The organism is Actinomadura livida (assembly GCF_014648675.1).
Taxonomy (GTDB): Bacteria; Actinomycetota; Actinomycetes; order Streptosporangiales; family Streptosporangiaceae; genus Spirillospora; species Spirillospora livida.
On record NZ_BMRO01000004.1, the window covers coordinates 95,766 to 115,366 of the forward strand.

The following is a 19,601-nucleotide window of genomic DNA, read 5'->3' on the forward strand; positions in this document are numbered from 1 at the left end:
GAGAATAGACGCCCGTCGCCCCGGAGACGTCGGAACATGAACGTTTCACACTGTCCGTGCGTTCCTTGCCCATTGTCGGGTGGCCCACACACGGTACGACGCCGCGGGCGCGTGATTCGTTCGTCCCGGCCGCCCGATAGCCTTCTGACGTGACAGAACCACCTCAGCGACCACCGCAGCGCCGGGGGGTGCCCGTCGTCGGGATGGCGGGCGGGGGGCAGCTGGCCCGGATGACGCAGCAGGCGGCGATCGGGCTCGGCGTGTCGCTACGCGTGCTCACCGGGGCGGCGGACGACTCGGCGGCCAAGGTCGTGTCCGGCGTCCAGGTCGGCGACGACCGCGCCCGCGACGACCTCACGGCGTTCGCCGAGGGCTGCGACGTCGTGACCTTCGACCACGAGCACGTCCCCGGCCCGCACATCCGGGAGCTGGAGGCCGCGGGCAAGGCGTGCCGTCCCGGCTCGGCGGCCCTCGCGCACGCCCAGGACAAGCTCGTCATGCGCGACCGGCTCGGCAAGCTGGGCGTCCCGTGCCCGGCGTACGCGCACGTCCCCCCGTCGGAACCGCTGGAGTTCCTGGACGGGTTCGCCCGCGAGCACGGGTGGCCGGTCGTCCTCAAGGCCACCCGCGGCGGCTACGACGGCAAGGGCGTCTGGCTCGTCGAGGACCTGGACGGCGCCGGCGGCGACCTAGTCCGGCGGCTGCTGGGGGAGGGCGTCGACCTCATGGCCGAGCAGTACGTCCCGTTCAGGCGGGAGCTGGCGGCGCTGGTCGCGCGCTCCCCGTACGGGCAGGGCGCCGCGTACCCGGTCGTGGAGACCGTCCAGGAGGGCGGCATCTGCACCGAGGTCATCTCGCCGGCGCCGGGCCTGCCGGGCGACCTCGCCGCAGAGGCGCAGCGCCTCGCCCTGAGCATCGCCGGGGAGCTCGGCGTCGTCGGCCTCCTCGCGGTCGAGCTGTTCGAGACCGACGAGGGCCTGCTGGTGAACGAGCTGGCGATGCGCCCGCACAACTCGGGGCACTGGACGATCGAGGGCGCCCGGACGTCGCAGTTCGAGCAGCACCTCAGGGCCGTCCTCGACCTGCCCCTCGGCTCGACCGAGCCCACCGCGCGCTACACGGTCATGGCCAACGTGCTCGGCGGGGACGACCCGGACGTCTACTCCCGCTACTTCCACGTGATGGCCCACGACCCGGGCGTCAAGGTGCACATGTACGGCAAGGAGCCGCGGCCCGGCCGCAAGATCGGCCACGTGACCGCGCTCGGCGACGACCTCGCGGACGTCCGTGAACGCGCCCGCCATGCCGCGGATCATCTGCGGTGGGGCCCTGAGAGGAAGGAGTCCAAATGAGCGGAGCGAACCGGGGGGTGCGGGGGGTCGCCCCCCGCAGGAGGCACGCATGAGCGAGGGGTCCGAGCCGGTCGTCGGCGTGGTGATGGGCAGCGACTCGGACTGGCCCGTGATGAAGGGCGCCGCCGAGGCGCTCGCGGAGTTCGGCGTCCCCTACGAGGCCGACGTCGTGTCCGCGCACCGGATGCCGCACGACATGATCGCCTACGGGGAGGAGGCGGCGGCCCGCGGCCTCCGCGTGATCATCGCGGGCGCGGGGGGAGCCGCCCACCTGCCGGGCATGCTCGCGTCGGTGACGCCGCTGCCGGTGATCGGCGTGCCCGTCCCGCTGAAGTACCTCGACGGAATGGACTCGCTGCTCTCGATCGTGCAGATGCCCGCCGGGGTCCCGGTCGCCACGGTCGCGGTGGGGGCCGCCCGCAACGCGGGGCTGCTGGCCGTCCGCATCCTGGCCGCGTCCGACGACGGGTTGCGGGCGAAGATGAAGGTCTTCCAGCAGGACCTCTACGGGCAGGCCAAGGCGAAGGGCGCGCGGCTCCGCGCGAGCCTCTGAGCGGCCGTCAGCGCCGCAGCGCCCACTCGACCGCCGGGCAGCGGTTCATGACGACGTCGAGCCCGGCGTCCTTCGCGCGCCGCGCCGCGGCCTCGTCGATCACCTGGAGCGGCAGCCACACCGCCTTCGCGCCCGCCGCGATCGCCTCGTCCACCGCCTCCCCGGCGTGCTCGGCGCGGCGGTAGACGCCGACGACGTCGACCTCGGACGCGTCGGGGACCTCGGCCAGGGACGCGTAGCCCCGCTCGCCGAGCACCTCCCGGGCCGCCGGATGGACGGGGACGATCCGCTTCCCGCGCTGCTGCAGCAGCCGGGCCTGCTCGTAGACCTCGCGCGACGGGTTGTCGCCGAGGCCGACGAACGCCCAGGTCCTGGACTCGTTGAGCAGGCGCCGGATCACGGCCTGGTCGGCGTAGGCATCAGACATGTTCATGACAACAGCCCGCCCGGCCGGTTGCTTCCCGCTCAGGGACGGCCGAGCGCCCGGTAGGTCCAGCCCGCGGCGCGCCACTTCTCGGGGTCCAGCGCGTTGCGCCCGTCCACGATGTTGCGCTCGGCGACGACCTCCGCGAGCGAGTCCGGGTCCATGTCGCGGAACTCGGCCCACTCGGTCAGCAGCAGCACGACGTGGGCGCCGCGCGCCGCGGACAGGGCCGACTCGCCGTACTCCAGGTCCGGCTGGGCGCGGCGGGCGTTCCCCATGGCCTGCGGGTCGTACACGGTCACCTCGGCGCCCTGCGCGCGTATGGACGCCGCCACGTCCAGGGCCGGGGAGTCGCGGACGTCGTCGGAGTTCGGCTTGAACGCCGCGCCGAGGACCCCGACCGTCCGCCCGTCGAACGACCCGCCGAGCATCTGCCGGGCCAGGTCCACCATCCGGATCCGCCGCCGGATGTTGATCTCGTCGACCTCGCGCAGGAACGTCAGCGCCTGGTCGGCGCCCAGCTCCCCGGCGCGGGCCATGAACGCGCGGATGTCCTTCGGCAGGCAGCCGCCGCCGAAGCCGAGCCCGGGGCCGAGGAACTTGCCGCCGATCCGGTCGTCGTAGGACAGCGCCTCCGAGAGCTTCGTCACGTCGGCGTGCGCCGCCTCGCAGACCTCCGCCATCGCGTTGATGAAGGAGATCTTGGTGGCGAGGAACGCGTTCGCCGACACCTTGACCAGCTCGGAGGTCGCGTAGTCGCAAGTGATGAACGGGGTGCCGTGCGCGATCACCGACCGGTAGATCTCCCGCAGCACCTTCTCGGCGTGCTCGGCGGCGCCCTGGTCGGGCGGCAGGCCGACGACGATCCGGTCCGGGTGCAGCGTGTCCTGGACGGCGAAGCCCTCCCGCAGGAACTCGGGGTTCCAGGCGAGGACGGCGTCCCCGCCGACCGGGGCCGTCCGCGCCATCGTCTCGGCCAGCCGCGCCGCGGTCCCGACCGGGACGGTGGACTTGCCGACGACCAGGCACGGCCGCTCCAGCAGCGGCGCGAGCGAGTTGACCGCGTCGTCCACGAAGGCGAGGTCGGCCGCGTACTCACCGGCCTTCTGCGGGGTCCCGACGCACAGGAAGTGCACGTCGCCGAAGTCCGCGGCCTCCTTGTAGGACGACGTGAACCGCAGCCGCCCGCTCTCCAGCCCCCGGCGCAGCACGGGCTCCAGGCCCGGCTCGAAGAACGGCAGGTCGCCGGCCGCGAGCCGGGCGATCCGCTCCTCGTCCACGTCGAGGCCGAGGACCTCGAACCCCAGGTCGGCCATGCAGGCCGCGTGGGTGGCGCCGAGGTACCCCGTTCCGATGACCGTCAGCCGGTAGGACAAGGCCGGCTCCTCTCGCTTCGCTGTCGCCGACTAGCGGCCACATTCCCAAGGTGCCCGCTGCGGGCTGGTCCGTGCACCGACCGCGCGAGTGTACTGGCCGGTAGCATTCCGGCCATGAGTGCTGACTTTCCCGCGTACGCGCCGTCGGAGGAGCATGAGCTGCTGCGGCGGACGGTGCGTGAGCTGGCCGATGCCAAGATCGCTCCTTTCGCGGCGGAGGTGGACGAGGAGTCGCGGTTCCCGCAGGAGGCGCTGGACGCGCTGGCGGCCAATGACCTGCATGCGGTGCACGTGCCCGAATCGTACGGCGGTGCGGGAGCCGATGCGCTCGCCACGGTGATCGTGATCGAGGAGGTGGCGCGTGCGTGCGCGTCGTCGTCGCTGATCCCGGCGGTGAACAAGCTGGGCACCGTGCCGGTCCTGCTGTCGGGCTCGGAAGAGCTCAAGCGCAGGTATCTGGCGCCGGTGGCGCGGGGTGAGGCGATGTTCTCCTACGCGTTGTCGGAGGCCGACGCCGGTTCGGACGCGGCGGGGATGAAGACGCGTGCGGTGCGCGACGGGGAGGACTGGGTGCTGAACGGCACCAAGATGTGGATCACCAATGCGGGGGTGTCGGAGTTCTACACGGTGATGGCGGTGACCGATCCGTCGGCCGGTGCGCGGGGGATCTCGGCGTTCGTGGTGGAGAGGTCCGACCCGGGGGTGTCGTTCGGGCCGAAGGAGCGCAAGCTGGGCATCAAGGGGTCCCCGACCCGCCAGGTGATCTTGGAGGATGTGCGGATCCCGGGCGACCGGATCATCGGCGCGGAGGGGACGGGGTTCAAGACGGCGCTGGCCACGCTGGACCACACCCGGATCACCATCGCCGCGCAGGCGCTGGGGATCGCGCAGGGCGCGCTGGATTACGCGGTGGGGTACGTCAGGGAGCGGCGCCAGTTCGGCAGGCCGGTCGCCGATTTCCAGGGTGTGCAGTTCATGCTGGCCGACATGGCGATGCGGCTGGAGGGCGCCCGGCAGCTGACCTACCACGCGGCGATCAAGTCCGAGCGGGCGATGCTGGGTGAGCAGGTCGCGGACCTGACGCTGGTGTCGTCGGCGTGCAAGGCGCTGGCCTCGGACGTGGCGATGGACGTCACCACCGACGCGGTGCAGCTGCTGGGCGGGTACGGCTACACGCGGGAGTTCCCGGTGGAGCGGATGATGCGCGACGCCAAGATCACCCAGATCTACGAGGGCACCAACCAGATCCAGCGCATGGTCATCGCCCGCCAGCTCCTCAGGTAACCCGCCCGCTCAGCGCAGCCGCCGCAGGTCGGCGCGGAGCCCCGCGGCGTCGGTGAACAGCACCGAGCGGATTCCCGCGGCTTCGGCGGCGCGCACGTTCTCCGCGCGGTCGTCGACGAACAGGACCTGGTCCGGACGGGCGCCGAGCCGGTCGGTCAGCCGGCCGAATATCTCCGGGTCGGGTTTGGCGAGCCGCAGGTCGGCGCTGAAGAGCCGGTGCCGGAACAGCCGCGCCCACGGCCGCCCGTCCACCATGCGGGCCAGCTCGACCGGCGCGTTCGACAGCAGGGCCAGCGGCGTCCCGGCCTCCGCCAGCTCCTCAAGCAGGTCGAGGGTGTCCCCGTTGACGTGCGCCCAGGCGCGGACGTCCAGCTCCACCAGCACTTCGATCAGGCCGTCGTCGACCGGTGCGCCGAGCCGCCCGCAGACCTGCCGCCAGAAGTCGCCGGCCGTGACTTCGCCCAGGTCATAGGGCAGGCGGTGCGCCCAGTAGGCGGGCCAGAACCGCTCCGCCGGGACGCCCGCCGTGTCCGGCAGCAGTGCGCCGGCCCGGTCGGGCGGCGACAGGCTGATGACGCCCGCGTAGTCGAACACGATCCACTCCATAGCGGCCTCCTCCGTTGTCATTGACTTTCTAACATAGATCTTGTTCGATCTAACACATGGAGAGTTCGCAACGCGTGGCCACGCTCATTGAACGGTTGCGCACCACCGAACATGTCACCGTGACCGAGCTGGCCGACGAGACCGGCGCGTCCGAGATGACGATCCGGCGCGACCTCGACCAGCTCGCCGAGCGGGGCGTGCTGCGGCGGGTGCGGGGCGGCGCGGTGAGCCTGCTGCTGCGCGGGGAGGCGATGCCCTTCGCCGTCCGCGAGCAGGAGGCCGCCGACGCCAAGGAACGCATCGCCACCGTGGTGAACGACCTGCTCACCGATGGTGAGGCCGTCATTCTGGACGGCGGCACGACGACGCTCACCGTCGCCCGCGCCCTCGCTCGGCGGCGGCTCACCGTCGTCCCGCTCGACATGCATTCGGCGAACGCGCTCGGCGGCGCCCCGCGCATACGGCTGCTGGTCCCCGGCGGGCGGACCACGCCCGGTGCGCTGGCGTTCACCGGTCCGCTCACCGAGGCGTCGCTGGCCTCGCTGCGCGTCGACACCGCCGTCCTCGGGGTGTGCGGGCTGTCGGCCGAGCACGGGCTCACCGCCCACGAACTCGACGAGGTCCCGGTCAAGCGGGCCGCGATCGCCTCCGCCCGGCGTGTCGTCGCCGTGTGCGACGGGGCCAAGTTCGGCCGCACCGGCCTCGGGCTCGTCTGCCCCGTCACCACCCTCGACATGGTGGTCACCGACCGTTCCGCGCCCGAGACCGCCGTGTCCCGCCTCCGCGACGCGGGCGTGGACGTCCGCCTTGCCTGACCGGCTGCGGGCCGGGCGGCTGGCCACCTTCGTCTACTTCGCCCTGAACGGCTTCCTGCTGGGCATGTGGATCGTCCACATCCCGAGCATTGAGGCCCGGACGGGGGTCGGGCACGCGGTCCTCGGCTGGCTTCTGCTGCTGCTCGGCGCGGGGGCCGTGGCCGGAATGCAGATCGCCGGGCCGCTCACCGACCGCGCCGGCGCCCGGGTCGTCGTGCCGCTCAGCGCGGTGCTGTGCAGCGCCGCCCTGATCCTGCCGGGCCTGGCCGCCGACGCCTGGACGCTGGGGGCCGCGCTCCTGGTGCTCGGTATCGGCAACGGCTGCCTGGACGTCGCCATGAACGCCCACGCCGTCCAGGTGGAACGCGGCTACCGGCGCCCGGTCATGTCCGCCTTCCACGCCGCGTTCTCCGTCGGCGGAGTCCTCGCCGCACTGGCCGGCGCCCGGACCCTCGACCGGGGCTGGAGCCCGGCGTCGGCACTGGCCTGGTCGGCGTTCCTCGGTGCGGCCGTGGCCGTGCTGGCCGTCCCGGCGCTGCTGCGGCCCGACGGACCCCGCCTTCAGGACGCCCCGGCACGGGAAAGGCCGCGAACACCCAGGCGCATCTGGATGCTGGCCGTCCTCGCGCTCATGGTGATGCTGTGCGAGGGGGTGGCCAACGACTGGAGCGCGCTCCACCTGAGCCGCGTCCTGGACGCCTCCGCCTCCACCGCCGCCCTCGCCTACGGGGCCTTCGCCACCGCCATGACCGCGGGCCGCCTGCTGGCCGACCGGGCGGCCGCCCGCTTCGGCCCGGCGGCCGTCCTCCGCTACGGCGCCGCCACGGCCGCCCTCGGCCTGACGGCCGCGGCGCTGTCCGCCTGGGTCCCGCTGGCCGTGGCCGGCTGGGCGGTGTTCGGGGCCGGGCTGTCCGGCTGCGTCCCCCAGCTCTTCAGCGCCGCGGGCCACCACGATCAGGGCGCGGTCGGCGCCAACGTCTCCCGCGTCGCCGGACTCGGCTACCTGGGCATGCTCGCGGGCCCCGGCGTCATCGGACCGCTGACCCACGCGATGCCGCTGAATCTCACGTTCTTCCTGCCCGTGGCACTGTGCCTCATCGCCGCGTCAGCGGCGGGCATCCTGCGCACCGCACCGGCCGACGCCCCGGCATCGGACGCGCCGGCCGGGACGGCCCCGCACCTCAAAGGCCGTCCCGCCCCGCCTTGATGACGTCGAAGACTCCCCTCCCGGGCGGGTCAGTCGTGGGAGATGGTGAGCATCAGTCGGCCGTCCTCGGCGACGGTCGGGCGGAGTGTGATGCCGTTGATGTGGGTGTAGCTGAACGGGATGCTCGCGTCGGTGACGGCCACGGCCTTCGCGGTTCCGGTGCGGGCGATGAAGGTCACCTCGGTGCCCTCGACCTTGATCCGGAGCCGGCGGACGCCGTGCTTGCCGTCGAGCGGGATCTCCATCCCGTCCTTGATCTCGATGTAGCAGTCCGCGTCGCGGCACTCCGCCGGTGAGGCGGCCTCCTTGCGGGACGTCGCCTTCGGTGAGACGGACGGTGCGGCGGCGTTCGCGGCGGCGGCGGCCTCAGCGGCGGACTGCGCGGCGGACTGCGCGGCACTGTCCGCGGCGGCGTCCGCGGCGGACTGCGCCGGGGCGGCGGACGGTGCGGCCGGGCTCCCGGACAGGGCCGGCTCCGGCGGCGGTGCGGCGAGCGCCACCCCCGCGGCGGTGACGCCGCCCGCGACGGCCAGCGCGGCGGCCGCGGTGAGCATGGTGAGCATCCTTGTCGACATGCTGTGGACTCCTGATAAATGACTACTCTCGGTCACCAGAATGTTACCCACAGTATTCGATCAAGAACGTTGCGTCATGCGGGCGGCCGCTCGTCCACGATGAGGGTCTGCATCGCGCGGCCGAACCCGCCGGACGTGTCGGCGAGCGTCGCCTCGCACAGGGCGCTGCCGCCGGGGCTCAGGTCGACGGACGCGGCCATGCAGAGCCACTCGCCGGCCGGGTCGCGGTGCAGCGCGACGGTCATGTCCGTGTTGATGATCAGCCATTTCGCGTGGTCGAGCTGGCTGCCGATGCCGGACGCGCTGTCGGCGAGCGTCAGCGCCCGCACCAGCGGCGTGTCCGCCTCCCCGGCGATCAGCGGGATCCGGGACCGCGCCCAGGTCGTGCCGGGGCCGGGCTCGCCGAAGGTGCCGTGGACGATCCGCCACTCCATCGCCGACAGGTAGCCGCCGGTGTGGACGCCGGGCCACTGCGGGAAAGGCTCGGTCGTCGCGGGGAGGGCCGGCGGCGGGGGCCCGTGGACGACCGGCTCCAGGTGTGCGGGCGCCTGCATGATCCGCCATGCCGTGGCCCGGACGACGGGACGGCCCTCATGGGTCAGCTCCGCCTCCAGGTGGGCGACCCGCTTGCCGGGGCGGACGACGCGGACGGCGATGTCCAGCACGGCCACCGGGACGGGGCTGAGCAGCTCCACCGTGACCCGCGCGATCCGGCCGCCCGGGACGGGCTCGTGCCGCTCGAAGGCCCGCCCGAGCAGGGCGGAGACCGGGCCGCCGTGCTGGAACCCCGGCGACCAGGGGCCGGCCGTGGCGGGGGTGCTGGCGAACCGCCCGTCGCCGAGCGGCTCGTAGAACGCCTCCGCGGGCGCGTCCTCGGACATGCTGCGGCTCCCTCCAGAGACCCAACCTAGAACGGCATTCTAGGCAGGTTCCGGGGCGGGGTCAGCCGCAGAGCTTCTGGGTGGCGGTCTCGGCGCCGTCGGACGGCGACGGGCTCGGCGAAGGACTCGCGACCTCGACCTTCTGCACGCCGTCCCAGTCCGCGCCGACCATGACCTGGACCTCCGACCCGAGCCCGCTCACCTTCTTGAGCTTGGCGCCGGGGATCGCGGCGGCCACGGTCTTGGCGGAGTCGGCGCCGTCCGGCCCGTACCGGATCTGCGTCCGCTGGAGGCCGCGCCGCGCCACGCCCGGCTGGACCGTGGCCTCGAAGCCCAGCCCCTCCAGCTGCCCGCCCGCCTTGGTCGCGAGACCCGGCGTGCCGATCGCGTTGAGGACGCGGACGGAGATGTCCTCCGGCGGCACCGTCGGCGCGTTCGCGGGCTTCCGGGACGCCGTGGCGCTCGGCGACTCCGACGGCTCCGCCAGCGGCCGGTCCCGCCGGATCTTGGTGAACAGGTCGCGCGCCCCGCCCTGCTCCCACAGGACGGTCGACTGCGGCTGCTCCGAGTTCCACAGGACGGTCTCGTAGTCGGGGTTGGACAGCGGGACCTTCCCGAACGTGAGGTCGTCGGTCGACAGGTCCTTCATCTGGTCGGCGATGTCCGGCAGGTTGTCGGCCAGGTCCTCGTCGACGCGCAGCGACTTCAGCGCCGCGTTCAGGAACTTCGTCGACTTGACCGGGTCGCCGAGCGTCTTCGTCGACAGCGCCTGCTTCAGCATCGCCGCCATGAACTGCTGCTGCCGGTCGATGCGGCCGAGGTCGCTGCCGCCCGTCAGCGTGTAGCGGGCGCGGGCGAACGCCAGGGCCTGCATCCCGTCGACGTGCGAGGTGCCCGCCGGGAGCTTCAGCCCGCTCTTGACGTCGTCGACCGGCTGCTCGGTGCACACGTCGACGCCGCCGAGCGCGTCCACCATCTTCACGAACCCGTAGAAGTTCACCTCGATGTAGTGGTCGATCGACAGCCCCGTCGCCCGCTTGACCGTGCTGACCGTGAGGTCGGGCCCGCCGAACTGGTACGCCCAGGTCAGCTTCCCCGGCCGGGACGGGACCTTGGCCCCCTTCTCGCCCTCCGAGCCGTTCGACTCGTGCGCCGGGATCGTCACGTAGGAGTCGCGGGGCAGGTTCACGACCGACACGCGGTCGCGGTCGCGCGACACGTGCACCAGCAGCATCGTGTCCGACCGCTCGCCCTCGTGGTGCCCGAGCCGCGCCGCCTTCTGCTGCGCCTTGGTCAGCCCGTCCCGGCGGTCGACCCCCGCGACCAGGATCGTCATCGGGCCCTTCGGCCCGCCGTCCCGGCCGAGGCCACCGACCGACACCTTGTCGATCATGCCGGTCACGTAGTTCTGGAACGCCCACGCGCCGCCCGAGGTGAGCAGCACGAACGCCGACATCGTCCCGGTCACCATCAGGAACCGCTTCTGCCGCCGCGCGCTCATCGCGGCCCGCGGGCTCAGCCCCCGGCCTGGCCGGCGGGGTCCGCGCGGGCTCTCCACCGCCACCCGCGGCGCGGGCATCCCTTCGATGGTCACGCCCTCGATGTCGCCGTCACCGCCGTCGCCGGCCGCCGCGTGGGAGCCCGGACGAGGCCGGAAGTAGCGCTCCAGCGGATCGGCCTCCGGCCCGCCGGTGTCACCGCGACCTGAGTCGTGCCCGTCTGCCATGCCGGCCGCCGCCTCCCGAGTGACGTCGTTCTGACGCGAGTCCACACCACTCTAAAGTGGGGGACACCCGTCCGTTCGCTACCTGGACCTCGTGTCCTTGGAGTAACGTGGCGCCGTCTCGGCAGACCCGTGCGGCCCGCACGTGAACGAACCGGGCGGCGTGGGCCGCGTCAGACGAGCGAGCAAGAGAGGATGGGGCGCCTCACCGGTCACCGGCCGGGGCGCCCGCGAGCCCCGTATGAAACCGTCTCCCCATGTCCAGCGCGCCATGAACCAGGAAACCCAGTACGCCGTGAAGCCCCGCTCCAACTCCGGTGAACGCACCTGGCCCGCCGTGTCGGTGGTCATGCCGGTCCTCAACGAGCAGCGACATCTGACCGAAGCCGTGCGCGGCATCCTGACCCAGGACTACCCGGGCGAGCTCGAACTCGTGCTCGCCGTCGGGCCGTGCCGCGACCGCACCGAGGAGATCGCCCGCAGGCTCGCCGCCGAGGACCCCCGCGTCCTGGTCGTGGCGAACCCGACCGGGCGCACCCCGCAGGGCCTCAACATCGCGATCAAGGCGTCCCAGTACTCCATCATCGTCCGGGTGGACGGCCACTCGCTGCTCCCCTCCGACTACGTCCGGGCCGCCGTCGAGACGATGGAGGAGACCGGGGCCGACAACGTCGGCGGGATCATGGCGGCCGAGGGCGTCACCCCGTTCGAGAAGGCCGTGGCCCGCGCGATGACGTCCAAGCTCGGCGTCGGCAACGCCCGCTTCCACACCGGCGGCGAGGCGGGCGAGGTCGAGACCGTCTACCTCGGGACGTTCCGCCGCAGCGCGCTCGACCGCGTCGGCGGCTACGACGAGACGTTCGTCCGCGCCCAGGACTGGGAGATGAACCACCGCATCCGGGAGACCGGCGGGCGGATCTTCTTCACCCCGCGGATGCGGGTCACCTACCGCCCGCGCCCCAACCTGCGGGCGCTCGCCAAGCAGTACTTCCACACCGGCCGCTGGCGGCGCGTCGTCGGGCGCGAGCACCAGGGCACCCTGAACCTGCGCTACCTCGCGCCGCCGATCGCGGTCGTCGCGATGACGGCGGGCGCGGTCGCCGGGGTGCTCGGGTTCTGGCCGGGCTGGCTGCTGCCCGGCGGCTACGCCGCCGCGATCATCGTGGGCGCCCTCGTGGAGGGGCGCGGCCTGCCGCCGTCCGCCTGGGTGCGGCTCCCGTTCGTCTACGCCACCATGCACGTGACCTGGGGGGTCGGCTTCCTCACCAGCCCGCCGCGGCTGGGCCAGCCCACACCGGTCAAACCGGGCGAACCCGTCCATTAACCGCGGGAAAGGGAAACCACCTGCAGTTTCCTGGCGTCTGACGATGTGTCAGGGTTGGCCGGGGCGGATTCCCGCTCGACGGGTTTGGAGGTGGCAATGTCCAACGGAGCACGCCACGGCTTGGGCGCGCTGGTCGGCCTGGTCGTCACGCCGATCATCGCCGCGTGCATGATGTACGGCACGGACAAACTGAGCCGGGCCGTCCGGACGTTCGCCTTCGAGGGCGGTGACCGGTGGGTCGGCGCCGCGGTCTTCGTGGTCGCGGCGGTTCTCCTCGGCCTGGTCGCGGGCTCTCGGCTGTCGCCGCTCGCCTCGTTCATCCCCGGTGCCGCCTACACGGTCATCGGCGTCCTCTGGATCCTGGCGCCCCGCTGGACGTTCCAGCACACCGGACGGGACTTCCTCCCGAGAGAGCTCTGGATCGGCTACACCACCCTCGCCGCCTACGGAGTCTTCCTGCTGATCGGCTTGGGGCTCGTCGTGGCGTCCCTGGCGCCGTCGCGCTGGAAAGCCCTCCGCCCGGCGGGAGCCGCGCCGCGCTTCGGCGCGCCGCCCGCACCGATGGGCCCGCCCATGCACGGCGCCCCCGCGCACATGGGGCCGCCTCCGGGCCAGGGCTCCCCGCCGTGGCAGGGCGCCCCCCAGTACGGCCAGCCGCCGGCCCGGCAGCCGGGCCCGGGCAACCCGCCTCCGCTGCCGTCCGCCGCGCCCGCGGCGCCTCCCGCCCCGCCTCCCGCGCCTCCCGCGCCCGCCCCGGCCGCCGACGACCGGCCCGCCCCGCCCCCGCGGAGCGGTGCCGACCGGAGCGACTCGGACGAGGACGAGCCGGGCGAGTGGACCCAGGTGTACGGCGGCAACCGCTGACGGGTCAGAGCGCGGCGACGACGCCGGCGACGTCGTTGACGACCATCGCGTCGAAGCCCGCGGCCGCGTAGACCGGGGCCGCCTCGGCGGTGGGGCACCACACGACCGTCTCCAGGCCCGCCTTGTGCGCGACGTCCACGCAGTGCTCCAGCGGCCGCAGCCGCGTGTCGGGGTGGTCGAGCCCGCACGAGCCGGTGTGCACGGCGACCGCGTCGAAGCCGAGGCCCGCCGCCGCCGGGACGGCCTGCCACAGCGGGAACCGCAGCCACGTCAGCAGCCCCAGCGGCACGCCGGGCAGTTCGTCCCGCAGGAACGTCAGCAGCGCCGGGTCGAACGAGGTGACGAGGAGCCTGCGGCGCCTCGCCTCGCGCTTCAGTAGCGGCAGGAGCAGCGCGCCGGTGCGGCGGGACGGGGCGTCCACCGCGTCCTCCAGGACCGTCTTGACGTCCACGTCCACCGCGATCTCCGGCGGCAGCGCGTCGAAGATCTCCGCGAGCCGCGGCAGGCCGCAGGCCGGCGCCGCCAGGTCGACCACGTAGTCGCCCTCGGGAGTGGTCGGGTCGTGCCGCAGGACGAGGTCGTCGTCGGCGGTGCGCGTCACGTCGATCTCGACCCACGACGCTCCCGCGGCCACGGCGGCGAGCAGCGAGGCCAGCGTGTTCTCGGCGACGGGCGTGTCGGAACCGGGCGGCGTCGGGTCGCCCGAGCCGTAGCCGCGGTGCCCGATGATCGCGGGGGTCGCCTCGAAGATCACCGGCGGTCCTCGCCCGCGAGGTGCTCGGCGACGACGACGTCCAAGGGCTGGGTGACCTTGAGGTTGCGCTCGCTGCCCGCGACCACCCGGATCGGGACGTCGGGCAGGTAGCGGTGGACGATGCCGCAGTCGTCGGTGGCGCGCAGCGCCGGATCGGCCTGCGCCAGCTCGTACGCCTTGCGGATCGTGCCGAGGCGGAAGCCCTGCGGGGTCTGGAACCGGGTCATCGTCTCGCGCGGCGGCATCGACACGACCACGCCGTCCTCGACCACCACCATCGTGTCGGACGCGGGGAGCCCGACCGCGACGGCCTCGCCGCCGTCCAGCGCGTCCAGCACACGGCCGATGACACCGTGGTCGACGAAGGGGCGGGCCGCGTCGTGGAACAGCACCCGGTCGTCGTCGGGGCGTCCGGACAGGGCGGCCAGCGCGGCGAGCGTGGACGCCGTGCGCGTGTCGCCGCCCTCGATCACGGCGGCCGTCTTGCGGAACGGCGCGGCGATCGCGGCCGCCTCGCGCAGATGGCCGGACGCCATCACGACGACGACCTCGTCGATGCCGGGATGGGTGTCGAACGCGTCGATCGCGTGCGCCAGGACGGGCCGCCCGCCGACGTCGATGAGCTGCTTGGGGCGCCCCGCCCCCATGCGCCGGCCGACCCCGCCCGCGAGCACCACCGCCACCGCAGCCATCTCACCCCTCGGTTTCCGCGACACCCGGCCACCGGGCCACTACGCTGTGCATCTGCGCCGAGCTGTTTCCCGACCGGCCGGAGGCCCCGATGGACGAGTTCCGCCGCGGCCGGCCGGCCACGCTCAACGTACCGGACGACCCCATGATCATCCGCTTGGAACCGGCGGCCCCCGGGGCCGCGGACGGCTCGTACCGCCCATATCGCGCGGGATCGAGTATGGTTGCTTCGCCGCGCTGGGTTTCGCGCAGGCGGCTTCGGCGCCGCTCGTCCACGTGCCGATCGCGGTCCTCGCGCTCCGCCACCGCGGCATCGTGCACCGCACCCGCCGAGGGCGCCGCACGCGGGAGCGGGTGCCGCACGCGGGGCCCGGCCGGGAGGGCCGGACGTCGTTCGCGGCCGTCGCGGGCCCGCCCGGTCCGCTCCCGTTCGCGTACCTTGCACCGGTCGCCTACCTTGGCGAAACCGCCGGTGCCGCGGACACCGCCGCGTGGCGGCGGAGCAGCCGCGGCAGCGGCCTGAAGGTCGACCTGGAGGAAGAGGAAGCATGATCGGCATGGTGCTGGCGGCAGGGGCGGGCCGGAGGCTGCGGCCCTACACCGACACCCTCCCCAAGGCCCTCGTCCCCGTGGACGGTGAGACCACCATCCTGGACATCGCCCTGGGCAACCTCGCCGAGGTCGGCCTGACCGACGTGGTCATCGTCGTCGGCTACTGCGCGGGCGCGGTCGAGGAGCGCAAGGCCGCACTCGAACGGCGGTACGGCGTGAACCTCACGCTGGTTCACAACGACAAGGCCGAGGAGTGGAACAACGCCTACTCCATGTGGCTCGCCCGGGAGCACTTCTCCAAGGGCGTCCTCATGGTCAACGGCGACACGGTCCACCCGGTGAGCGTGGAGAAGACGCTGCTGGCCAACCGCGGCCCGGACGTCCTCCTGGCGGTGGACGACGTGAAGACCCTCGCCGACGAGGAGATGAAGGTCATCCTGGACGGTGAAGGCAACCTGAAGACCATCACCAAGCTCATGGACCCGGCCACCGCGAACGGCGAGTACATCGGCGCCACCCTGATCGAGCCCGCCGCCGCGGAACCGCTGGCCGACGCGCTCAGGGCCGTCTGGGAACGCGACCCCGACCTCTACTACGAGGACGGCTACCAGGAGCACGTGAACCGGGGCGGCCGCATCGGCGTCGCGCCGATCGGCGACGTCGCCTGGGTGGAGGTCGACAACCACGACGACCTGGAGAAGGCCCGGCGGATCGCCAAGGGCTACTAGCCCGTTCCGCGACCGCCCCCCGACCACCCACAGCGCGGACGACGAGGACGCTCATGCCCCTGCTGACGCGGATGCTGAACGCGCCGCTCTCCATCGACGTTCGGCGCGGCGCCGTCGCCGCCCTCGGCGAGCTCCTCGCCGACCGGCGGATCGCCACCGAGGGCCGCGTGGCGATCGCCGTCGGCCCCGGCCAGGGCGACCAGATCGCCGACCACGTCCGGCCCTCCCTGGCGGCCTGCGAGGTGTACCGCGTGGCCGGCGGCACCGTGGACGCGGCCGTCGAGCTGGCCGGCAGGCTGCGCGCCGGGAGGTACGAGGCCGTCGTCGGCATCGGCGGCGGCCGGACGATCGACGCCACCAAGTACGCGGCGACGCTGTCGGGCATCCCGATGGTGTCGGTCGCCACGAACCTGTCCCACGACGGCATCTGCTCGCCGGTCGCGTCCCTCACGCACGACAACGGCAAGGGCTCGTTCGGCGTCGTGATGCCGCTGGCGATGATCGTCGACCTCGACTACGTGCGCGCCGCGCCCGAGCGCCTCGTCCGCGCCGGCGTCGGCGACGTGCTGAGCAACTTCTCCGCCGTGGAGGACTGGCTGCTCGCCGCCGAGCAGTGCGGCGAGCGGGTCGACCGGATGGCGCTGACCGTGGCGCGCACCGCCGCCGAGGCGCTGCTGCACCAGCCGGAGTCGATCGAGTCGGACCGGTTCCTCACCGTGCTCGCCGAGAGCCTGGTGCTGTCGGGGATGTCGATGGCGTTCGCGGGCGACTCCCGTCCCGCCAGCGGCGGCGACCACGAGATCCTGCACGCCATCGACCACCTCTACCCCGACACGGCCAACCACGGCGAGCTGGCGGGGCTCGGCACCGCGTTCTGCTACCACCTGCGGGCCACCCGCCTCGGCGACGGCGCCGAGCGCCTGGCGGAGATCCTCACCTGCCTCGGGCGGCACGGCCTGCCCCGGCTGCCCGGCGACGTCGGGCTGTCGGTCGAGCAGTTCGCCGAGGCCGTCCTGTACGCGCCGCGGACCCGCCCCGGCCGCTACACGATCTTGGAATACCTCGACCTCGACAAGGACGAGACGCTCAAGGCGGTGGAACAGTATGTCCAGGCCCATGGAGGCTGAGCTCCCGGGGCGGGACCGCCCCCCGGAGACCGGGGACGACGCGCCGCGGCCGCACCGCAAAGGAGCCGCCGTCGCCGACGTCCGCCGGTACGGGCAGCCGCCCGGCCTGAAGGACCGCCGCAACGAGGAGCACTGGGCCGGCCGCCTCTACATGCGCGACCTGTCCCCGTACGTCGCCTGGCTCGCGCTGCGGCTCGGGTTCACCCCCAACCAGCTCACCTACCTGATGATGGCGAGCGGCGTCCTCGCCGGCGTCGTCGTGTCGCTGCCCGCGTCCGGCACCGGCACGCTGTGGACGGCGCTCGGCGGCGCCGTGCTCATCCAGCTCTACCTGCTGCTCGACTGCGTGGACGGCGAGGTCGCCCGCTACCTGCGGCAGACCTCGGTGGCGGGGGTGTTCCTCGACCGCATCGGCCACTACCTGTCGGAGGTGGCGCTCCTCATCGGCCTCGGCTTCGCCGCCCAGGGCGGCTGGGAGAACGGGGGCTGGGTCGAGCTCGGCCTCGTCGCCGCGCTCGGCGCCGCGCTGATCAAGGCGGAGACCGACAACGTCGTCGTCGCCCGCGCCAAGTCGGGCCTGCCCGCCGACCCGTCCGGCGGCGACCGCGCGCTGCGCCCCCGCTCCACCGGCATCGCCCTCGCGCGGCAGGCGGCGTCCATGCTGCGCTTCCACCGGATCATCGGCGCGGTCGAGCTGTCGCTGCTGATCCTCGCCGCCGCCGTGCTCGACACCGTCTTCGGCAACGAGACGCCGACCGCCGTCCGCGTCCTCATGGTCGCGGTCGCCGCCGTCGCGGTCGTCCAGACCGTGCTGCACCTGGTCAGCATCCTGGCGTCGCGGAGGCTGAAGTGACCTCCCTGGACGAGGACGCCGTGGAACCGAAGGAGCACGCCCAAGGCCCCCGCCCGGACGGGGGCACCGCGCTCAGCGTCGTCGTCCTGACCATGGGGAACCGCCCGGCGGAACTGGCCCGCGCGGTGCGCAGCGCCTTCGACCAGGAACACGTCGCCATCGAGGTCGTCCTCGTCGGCAACGGCGTCCCGGGCGACTGGCGGCCGGGCGACGACCCGGTGTTCTCCGACGAGCGCGTGACCCTGCTCCGGCTGCCGAAGAACGTCGGGATCCCCGCGGGACGCAACCGCGGGGTGGCCGCGTCCAGCGGCGACGTCCTCCTCTTCCTGGACGACGACGGCTGGTACCGCTCCCCGCGCCTCGGCGCGTACCTGCGCGACCGGTTCTCCGCCGAACCCGACCTGGGCGTCGTCTCGTTCCGCGTCCGCGACCCCGAGGGCGGACGCGGCGAACGCCGCCACGTCCCCCGGCTGCGCGCCGGCGACCCGGAGCGCTCGTCCGCCGTGACCACGTTCCTGGGCGGCGCCTGCGCCGTCCGCCGCGCCGCGTTCGACGCCGGCGGCGGCCTCCCGGAGGACTTCTTCTACGCCCACGAGGAGACCGACCTCGCCTGGCAGATCCTCAACGCCGGCTACCGCATCGTCTACGACGCGTCCGCCGTCATGTTCCACCCCGCCGTCCTGCCCACCCGGCACGACATGTTCTACCGCTACAACGCCCGCAACCGCGTCTGGCTGGCCCGTCGCAACCTGCCCTGGCCCCTCGCCGCGACCTACCTCGCCGTGTGGGTCGGCATGACCGTGCTGCGCGAACGCAAGCCCAGCGCCCTGAAGCCCTGGTTCAAGGGCTTCGCCGAAGGCTGGCGCAAACCCGCGGGCCCCCGCCGCCCCATAACCTGGCGAACCGCCTGGCGCATGACCAGGACAGGGCGCCCGCCTGTTATTTAGCAGTTCCCTTGGCGTCGGGCCCTGGGGGCCCTCCTTCGGCGGGAACTGCGGTGCGATCGCTGCATCGCTTCGTCTCGCCTAGCGGCTCGCTGCGCGATCAGGTTTCTCGCAGGCTCGAAACCTGCCTTCGGACGCGATCGCGACGGTTCAGGCTGGTGCGTGGTCGCGATGGTGGCTGAGGTAGGTGGGCAGTAGTGCGTGCCACCGCGTGGGCACGGTCGGGGGCGGTGGACGTCAGGTGTTCTTGGGGGCCTGGCGTCCTAGCGCACGGCATATGAGTGCCGTCAGTTCTGCGGTTATGTCGTCCAAGGGGATGTCCTGGTCGCGGGAGGACCAGTGGTGGACGAGGTTGTTGACGGCGCCGATTATGGCGATCATGGTGAGGTGGTAGTCGCGGTCGCCGGCCTCGCCGCGGGCGACGGCCTCGCGGGCCATGGCGACGAGGGTGTCCTCCCAGCGGGAGCGCCAGCGCAGCCGGTGCCGCTCAAGACCGGCGCTGACGCCGATGACCTCGACGAACGCGATGCGGGCCCAGCGTGGGTCGCTGGCGGTGACGGTGACGAAGGCGCGCACGGCCCGTTCGACGCGGGTCGGCAGGTCGGCGCCTTCGGCGTCGGCGTAGGCGGTGGTGAGGGCCTCGGAGGCGCGTTCGTTGATGTCCTTGTGCAGGGCGAGGAGCAGTTCCTCGCGGCCGGAGAACTCCTCGTAGAAGTTGCGCGTGGACACGCTCGCCGTCGCGCACAGCCGCTCGATGGACGTGGCCGCGTAGCCGCGGGTGCCGAACAGTTCGAGGCCCGCGGCCAGCAGGCGCTCCCGCCGGTCGGCGCGGCGCTCCTCGGCCGACCGGCCCCCGTAGCTGCGCCTGGGCGCGGGATTCCGGCCGCTCATCGCTCTCCGTCCACCGGAACGAATGGGGCAGCGTCAGCCTAACCGTGTGGCCGGTCACATTTCACCGGCACCGGAGAG

At 73.1% G+C, this 19,601-nt stretch carries 21 protein-coding genes; 12 read left to right on the forward strand and 9 right to left on the reverse strand.

Going from position 1 to position 19,601, the window contains the following annotated elements; genetic code table 11:
* The first annotated feature begins 149 nt into the window (after positions 1-149).
* A complete protein-coding gene (locus tag IEZ03_RS10215) occupies positions 150-1,352 on the forward strand; it encodes a 5-(carboxyamino)imidazole ribonucleotide synthase (RefSeq protein ID WP_268248532.1) in 1,203 nt (400 codons plus the stop codon).
* Between the two features lie 49 nt (positions 1,353-1,401).
* Positions 1,402-1,905 carry a 5-(carboxyamino)imidazole ribonucleotide mutase gene (gene purE, locus IEZ03_RS10220; protein WP_184888827.1) on the forward strand — a complete coding sequence of 168 codons (504 nt, stop codon included), beginning with the start codon at positions 1,402-1,404 and terminating at the stop codon, positions 1,903-1,905.
* Between the two features lie 7 nt (positions 1,906-1,912).
* On the opposite strand, the gene IEZ03_RS10225 is transcribed toward purE, so the two are convergent.
* Together IEZ03_RS10225 and IEZ03_RS10230 are read right to left on the reverse strand one after the other, a co-directional pair.
* The gene (locus IEZ03_RS10225) at positions 1,913-2,332 is read right to left on the reverse strand and encodes a CoA-binding protein (RefSeq protein ID WP_132052988.1); all 420 of its coding nucleotides are present in this window, start codon (positions 2,330-2,332) and stop codon (positions 1,913-1,915) included.
* A gap of 38 nt (positions 2,333-2,370) precedes the next feature.
* Positions 2,371-3,705, reverse strand: coding sequence for a UDP-glucose dehydrogenase family protein (locus tag IEZ03_RS10230; protein WP_184888825.1), 1,335 nt, complete (start codon positions 3,703-3,705; stop codon positions 2,371-2,373).
* Between the two features lie 114 nt (positions 3,706-3,819).
* On the opposite strand from IEZ03_RS10230, the gene IEZ03_RS10235 reads away from it, so the two are divergent.
* The gene (locus tag IEZ03_RS10235) at positions 3,820-4,989 is read left to right on the forward strand and encodes an acyl-CoA dehydrogenase (protein ID WP_184888823.1); all 1,170 of its coding nucleotides are present in this window, start codon (positions 3,820-3,822) and stop codon (positions 4,987-4,989) included.
* Between the two features lie 9 nt (positions 4,990-4,998).
* On the opposite strand, the gene IEZ03_RS10240 is transcribed toward IEZ03_RS10235, so the two are convergent.
* Entirely contained in the window at positions 4,999-5,595 is a 597-nt protein-coding gene (locus tag IEZ03_RS10240; RefSeq protein WP_184888821.1) for an HAD family hydrolase, read from the reverse strand.
* Positions 5,596-5,669: 74 nt separating this feature from the next.
* On the opposite strand from IEZ03_RS10240, the gene IEZ03_RS10245 reads away from it, so the two are divergent.
* Together IEZ03_RS10245 and IEZ03_RS10250 are read left to right on the forward strand one after the other, a co-directional pair.
* The gene (locus IEZ03_RS10245) at positions 5,670-6,410 is read left to right on the forward strand and encodes a DeoR/GlpR family DNA-binding transcription regulator (protein ID WP_308427956.1); all 741 of its coding nucleotides are present in this window, start codon (positions 5,670-5,672) and stop codon (positions 6,408-6,410) included.
* Positions 6,403-7,617 (forward strand): MFS transporter, encoded by a 1,215-nt coding sequence (locus IEZ03_RS10250; RefSeq protein ID WP_184888817.1) that lies wholly within the window; start codon positions 6,403-6,405, stop codon positions 7,615-7,617. Before IEZ03_RS10245 ends, IEZ03_RS10250 begins: the two co-directional genes overlap by 8 nt.
* A gap of 29 nt (positions 7,618-7,646) precedes the next feature.
* Here the strand turns inward: IEZ03_RS10250 and IEZ03_RS10255 are convergent, their stop codons facing one another.
* From IEZ03_RS10255 to IEZ03_RS10265, 3 genes are all read right to left on the reverse strand, one after another.
* Positions 7,647-8,192, reverse strand: coding sequence for a hypothetical protein (locus IEZ03_RS10255; RefSeq protein WP_184888815.1), 546 nt, complete (start codon positions 8,190-8,192; stop codon positions 7,647-7,649).
* Between the two features lie 74 nt (positions 8,193-8,266).
* Positions 8,267-9,073, reverse strand: a complete 807-nt coding sequence (locus IEZ03_RS10260; protein WP_184888813.1) for a thioesterase family protein — start codon at positions 9,071-9,073, stop codon at positions 8,267-8,269.
* A 61-nt stretch (positions 9,074-9,134) separates the two neighbouring features.
* Positions 9,135-10,844: an LCP family protein gene (locus tag IEZ03_RS10265; protein ID WP_229808187.1), complete on the reverse strand. Its 1,710-nt coding sequence runs from the start codon at positions 10,842-10,844 to the stop codon at positions 9,135-9,137.
* Between the two features lie 223 nt (positions 10,845-11,067).
* Between IEZ03_RS10265 and IEZ03_RS10270 the strand changes: the two genes are divergently transcribed.
* Both IEZ03_RS10270 and IEZ03_RS10275 read left to right on the forward strand, forming a co-directional pair.
* Positions 11,068-12,120 carry a glycosyltransferase family 2 protein gene (locus IEZ03_RS10270; protein ID WP_268248533.1) on the forward strand — a complete coding sequence of 351 codons (1,053 nt, stop codon included), beginning with the start codon at positions 11,068-11,070 and terminating at the stop codon, positions 12,118-12,120.
* A 96-nt stretch (positions 12,121-12,216) separates the two neighbouring features.
* Positions 12,217-12,984 carry a hypothetical protein gene (locus tag IEZ03_RS10275; RefSeq protein ID WP_184888808.1) on the forward strand — a complete coding sequence of 256 codons (768 nt, stop codon included), beginning with the start codon at positions 12,217-12,219 and terminating at the stop codon, positions 12,982-12,984.
* Between the two features lie 4 nt (positions 12,985-12,988).
* Here IEZ03_RS10275 and IEZ03_RS10280 read toward each other — a convergent pair whose 3' ends face one another.
* On the reverse strand, positions 12,989-13,738 hold the full coding sequence (locus tag IEZ03_RS10280) for a glycerophosphodiester phosphodiesterase (RefSeq protein ID WP_184888806.1): 750 nt from the start codon (positions 13,736-13,738) through the stop codon (positions 12,989-12,991).
* Positions 13,735-14,430 carry a 2-C-methyl-D-erythritol 4-phosphate cytidylyltransferase gene (ispD, locus tag IEZ03_RS10285; RefSeq protein ID WP_184888804.1) on the reverse strand — a complete coding sequence of 232 codons (696 nt, stop codon included), beginning with the start codon at positions 14,428-14,430 and terminating at the stop codon, positions 13,735-13,737. The genes IEZ03_RS10280 and ispD overlap by 4 nt, the downstream gene beginning before the upstream one ends.
* A 274-nt stretch (positions 14,431-14,704) precedes the next feature.
* Here ispD and IEZ03_RS10290 point away from each other — a divergent pair, with 274 nt between their 5' ends.
* The 5 genes from IEZ03_RS10290 to IEZ03_RS10310 all read left to right on the forward strand — a co-directional run bounded on the left by IEZ03_RS10290 (position 14,705) and on the right by IEZ03_RS10310 (position 18,635).
* Positions 14,705-14,980 (forward strand): hypothetical protein, encoded by a 276-nt coding sequence (locus tag IEZ03_RS10290; RefSeq protein ID WP_184888802.1) that lies wholly within the window; start codon positions 14,705-14,707, stop codon positions 14,978-14,980.
* Positions 14,977-15,708, forward strand: a complete 732-nt coding sequence (locus IEZ03_RS10295) for a phosphocholine cytidylyltransferase family protein (RefSeq protein ID WP_184888800.1) — start codon at positions 14,977-14,979, stop codon at positions 15,706-15,708. Before IEZ03_RS10290 ends, IEZ03_RS10295 begins: the two co-directional genes overlap by 4 nt.
* A 53-nt stretch (positions 15,709-15,761) precedes the next feature.
* A complete protein-coding gene (locus IEZ03_RS10300) occupies positions 15,762-16,835 on the forward strand; it encodes an iron-containing alcohol dehydrogenase family protein (RefSeq protein WP_184888798.1) in 1,074 nt (357 codons plus the stop codon).
* Complete coding sequence (locus IEZ03_RS10305) at positions 16,825-17,688, forward strand: CDP-alcohol phosphatidyltransferase family protein (RefSeq protein ID WP_184888796.1); 864 nt, start codon at positions 16,825-16,827, stop codon at positions 17,686-17,688. The genes IEZ03_RS10300 and IEZ03_RS10305 overlap by 11 nt, the downstream gene beginning before the upstream one ends.
* A 92-nt stretch (positions 17,689-17,780) precedes the next feature.
* Positions 17,781-18,635 carry a glycosyltransferase family 2 protein gene (locus IEZ03_RS10310; protein WP_184890923.1) on the forward strand — a complete coding sequence of 285 codons (855 nt, stop codon included), beginning with the start codon at positions 17,781-17,783 and terminating at the stop codon, positions 18,633-18,635.
* 234 nt (positions 18,636-18,869) lie between these two features.
* Here the strand turns inward: IEZ03_RS10310 and IEZ03_RS10315 are convergent, their stop codons facing one another.
* Positions 18,870-19,523, reverse strand: coding sequence for a TetR/AcrR family transcriptional regulator (locus IEZ03_RS10315; RefSeq protein WP_184888794.1), 654 nt, complete (start codon positions 19,521-19,523; stop codon positions 18,870-18,872).
* Between the last annotated feature and the right edge of the window lie 78 nt (positions 19,524-19,601).

Coding starts and splice junctions, on each gene's coding strand:
- purE (WP_184888827.1), top strand. CDS start 1,402: ATGAGCGAGGGGTCCGAGCCGGTCGTCGGCGTGGTGATGGGCAGCGAC.
- IEZ03_RS10225 (WP_132052988.1), bottom strand. CDS start 2,332: ATGTCTGATGCCTACGCCGACCAGGCCGTGATCCGGCGCCTGCTCAAC.
- IEZ03_RS10235 (WP_184888823.1), top strand. CDS start 3,820: ATGAGTGCTGACTTTCCCGCGTACGCGCCGTCGGAGGAGCATGAGCTG.
- IEZ03_RS10240 (WP_184888821.1), bottom strand. CDS start 5,595: ATGGAGTGGATCGTGTTCGACTACGCGGGCGTCATCAGCCTGTCGCCG.
- IEZ03_RS10255 (WP_184888815.1), bottom strand. CDS start 8,192: ATGTCGACAAGGATGCTCACCATGCTCACCGCGGCCGCCGCGCTGGCC.
- IEZ03_RS10260 (WP_184888813.1), bottom strand. CDS start 9,073: ATGTCCGAGGACGCGCCCGCGGAGGCGTTCTACGAGCCGCTCGGCGAC.
- IEZ03_RS10270 (WP_268248533.1), top strand. CDS start 11,068: ATGAACCAGGAAACCCAGTACGCCGTGAAGCCCCGCTCCAACTCCGGT.
- IEZ03_RS10275 (WP_184888808.1), top strand. CDS start 12,217: ATGTCCAACGGAGCACGCCACGGCTTGGGCGCGCTGGTCGGCCTGGTC.
- ispD (WP_184888804.1), bottom strand. CDS start 14,430: ATGGCTGCGGTGGCGGTGGTGCTCGCGGGCGGGGTCGGCCGGCGCATG.
- IEZ03_RS10295 (WP_184888800.1), top strand. CDS start 14,977: ATGATCGGCATGGTGCTGGCGGCAGGGGCGGGCCGGAGGCTGCGGCCC.
- IEZ03_RS10300 (WP_184888798.1), top strand. CDS start 15,762: ATGCCCCTGCTGACGCGGATGCTGAACGCGCCGCTCTCCATCGACGTT.
- IEZ03_RS10305 (WP_184888796.1), top strand. CDS start 16,825: ATGGAGGCTGAGCTCCCGGGGCGGGACCGCCCCCCGGAGACCGGGGAC.
- IEZ03_RS10310 (WP_184890923.1), top strand. CDS start 17,781: ATGGGGAACCGCCCGGCGGAACTGGCCCGCGCGGTGCGCAGCGCCTTC.
- IEZ03_RS10315 (WP_184888794.1), bottom strand. CDS start 19,523: ATGAGCGGCCGGAATCCCGCGCCCAGGCGCAGCTACGGGGGCCGGTCG.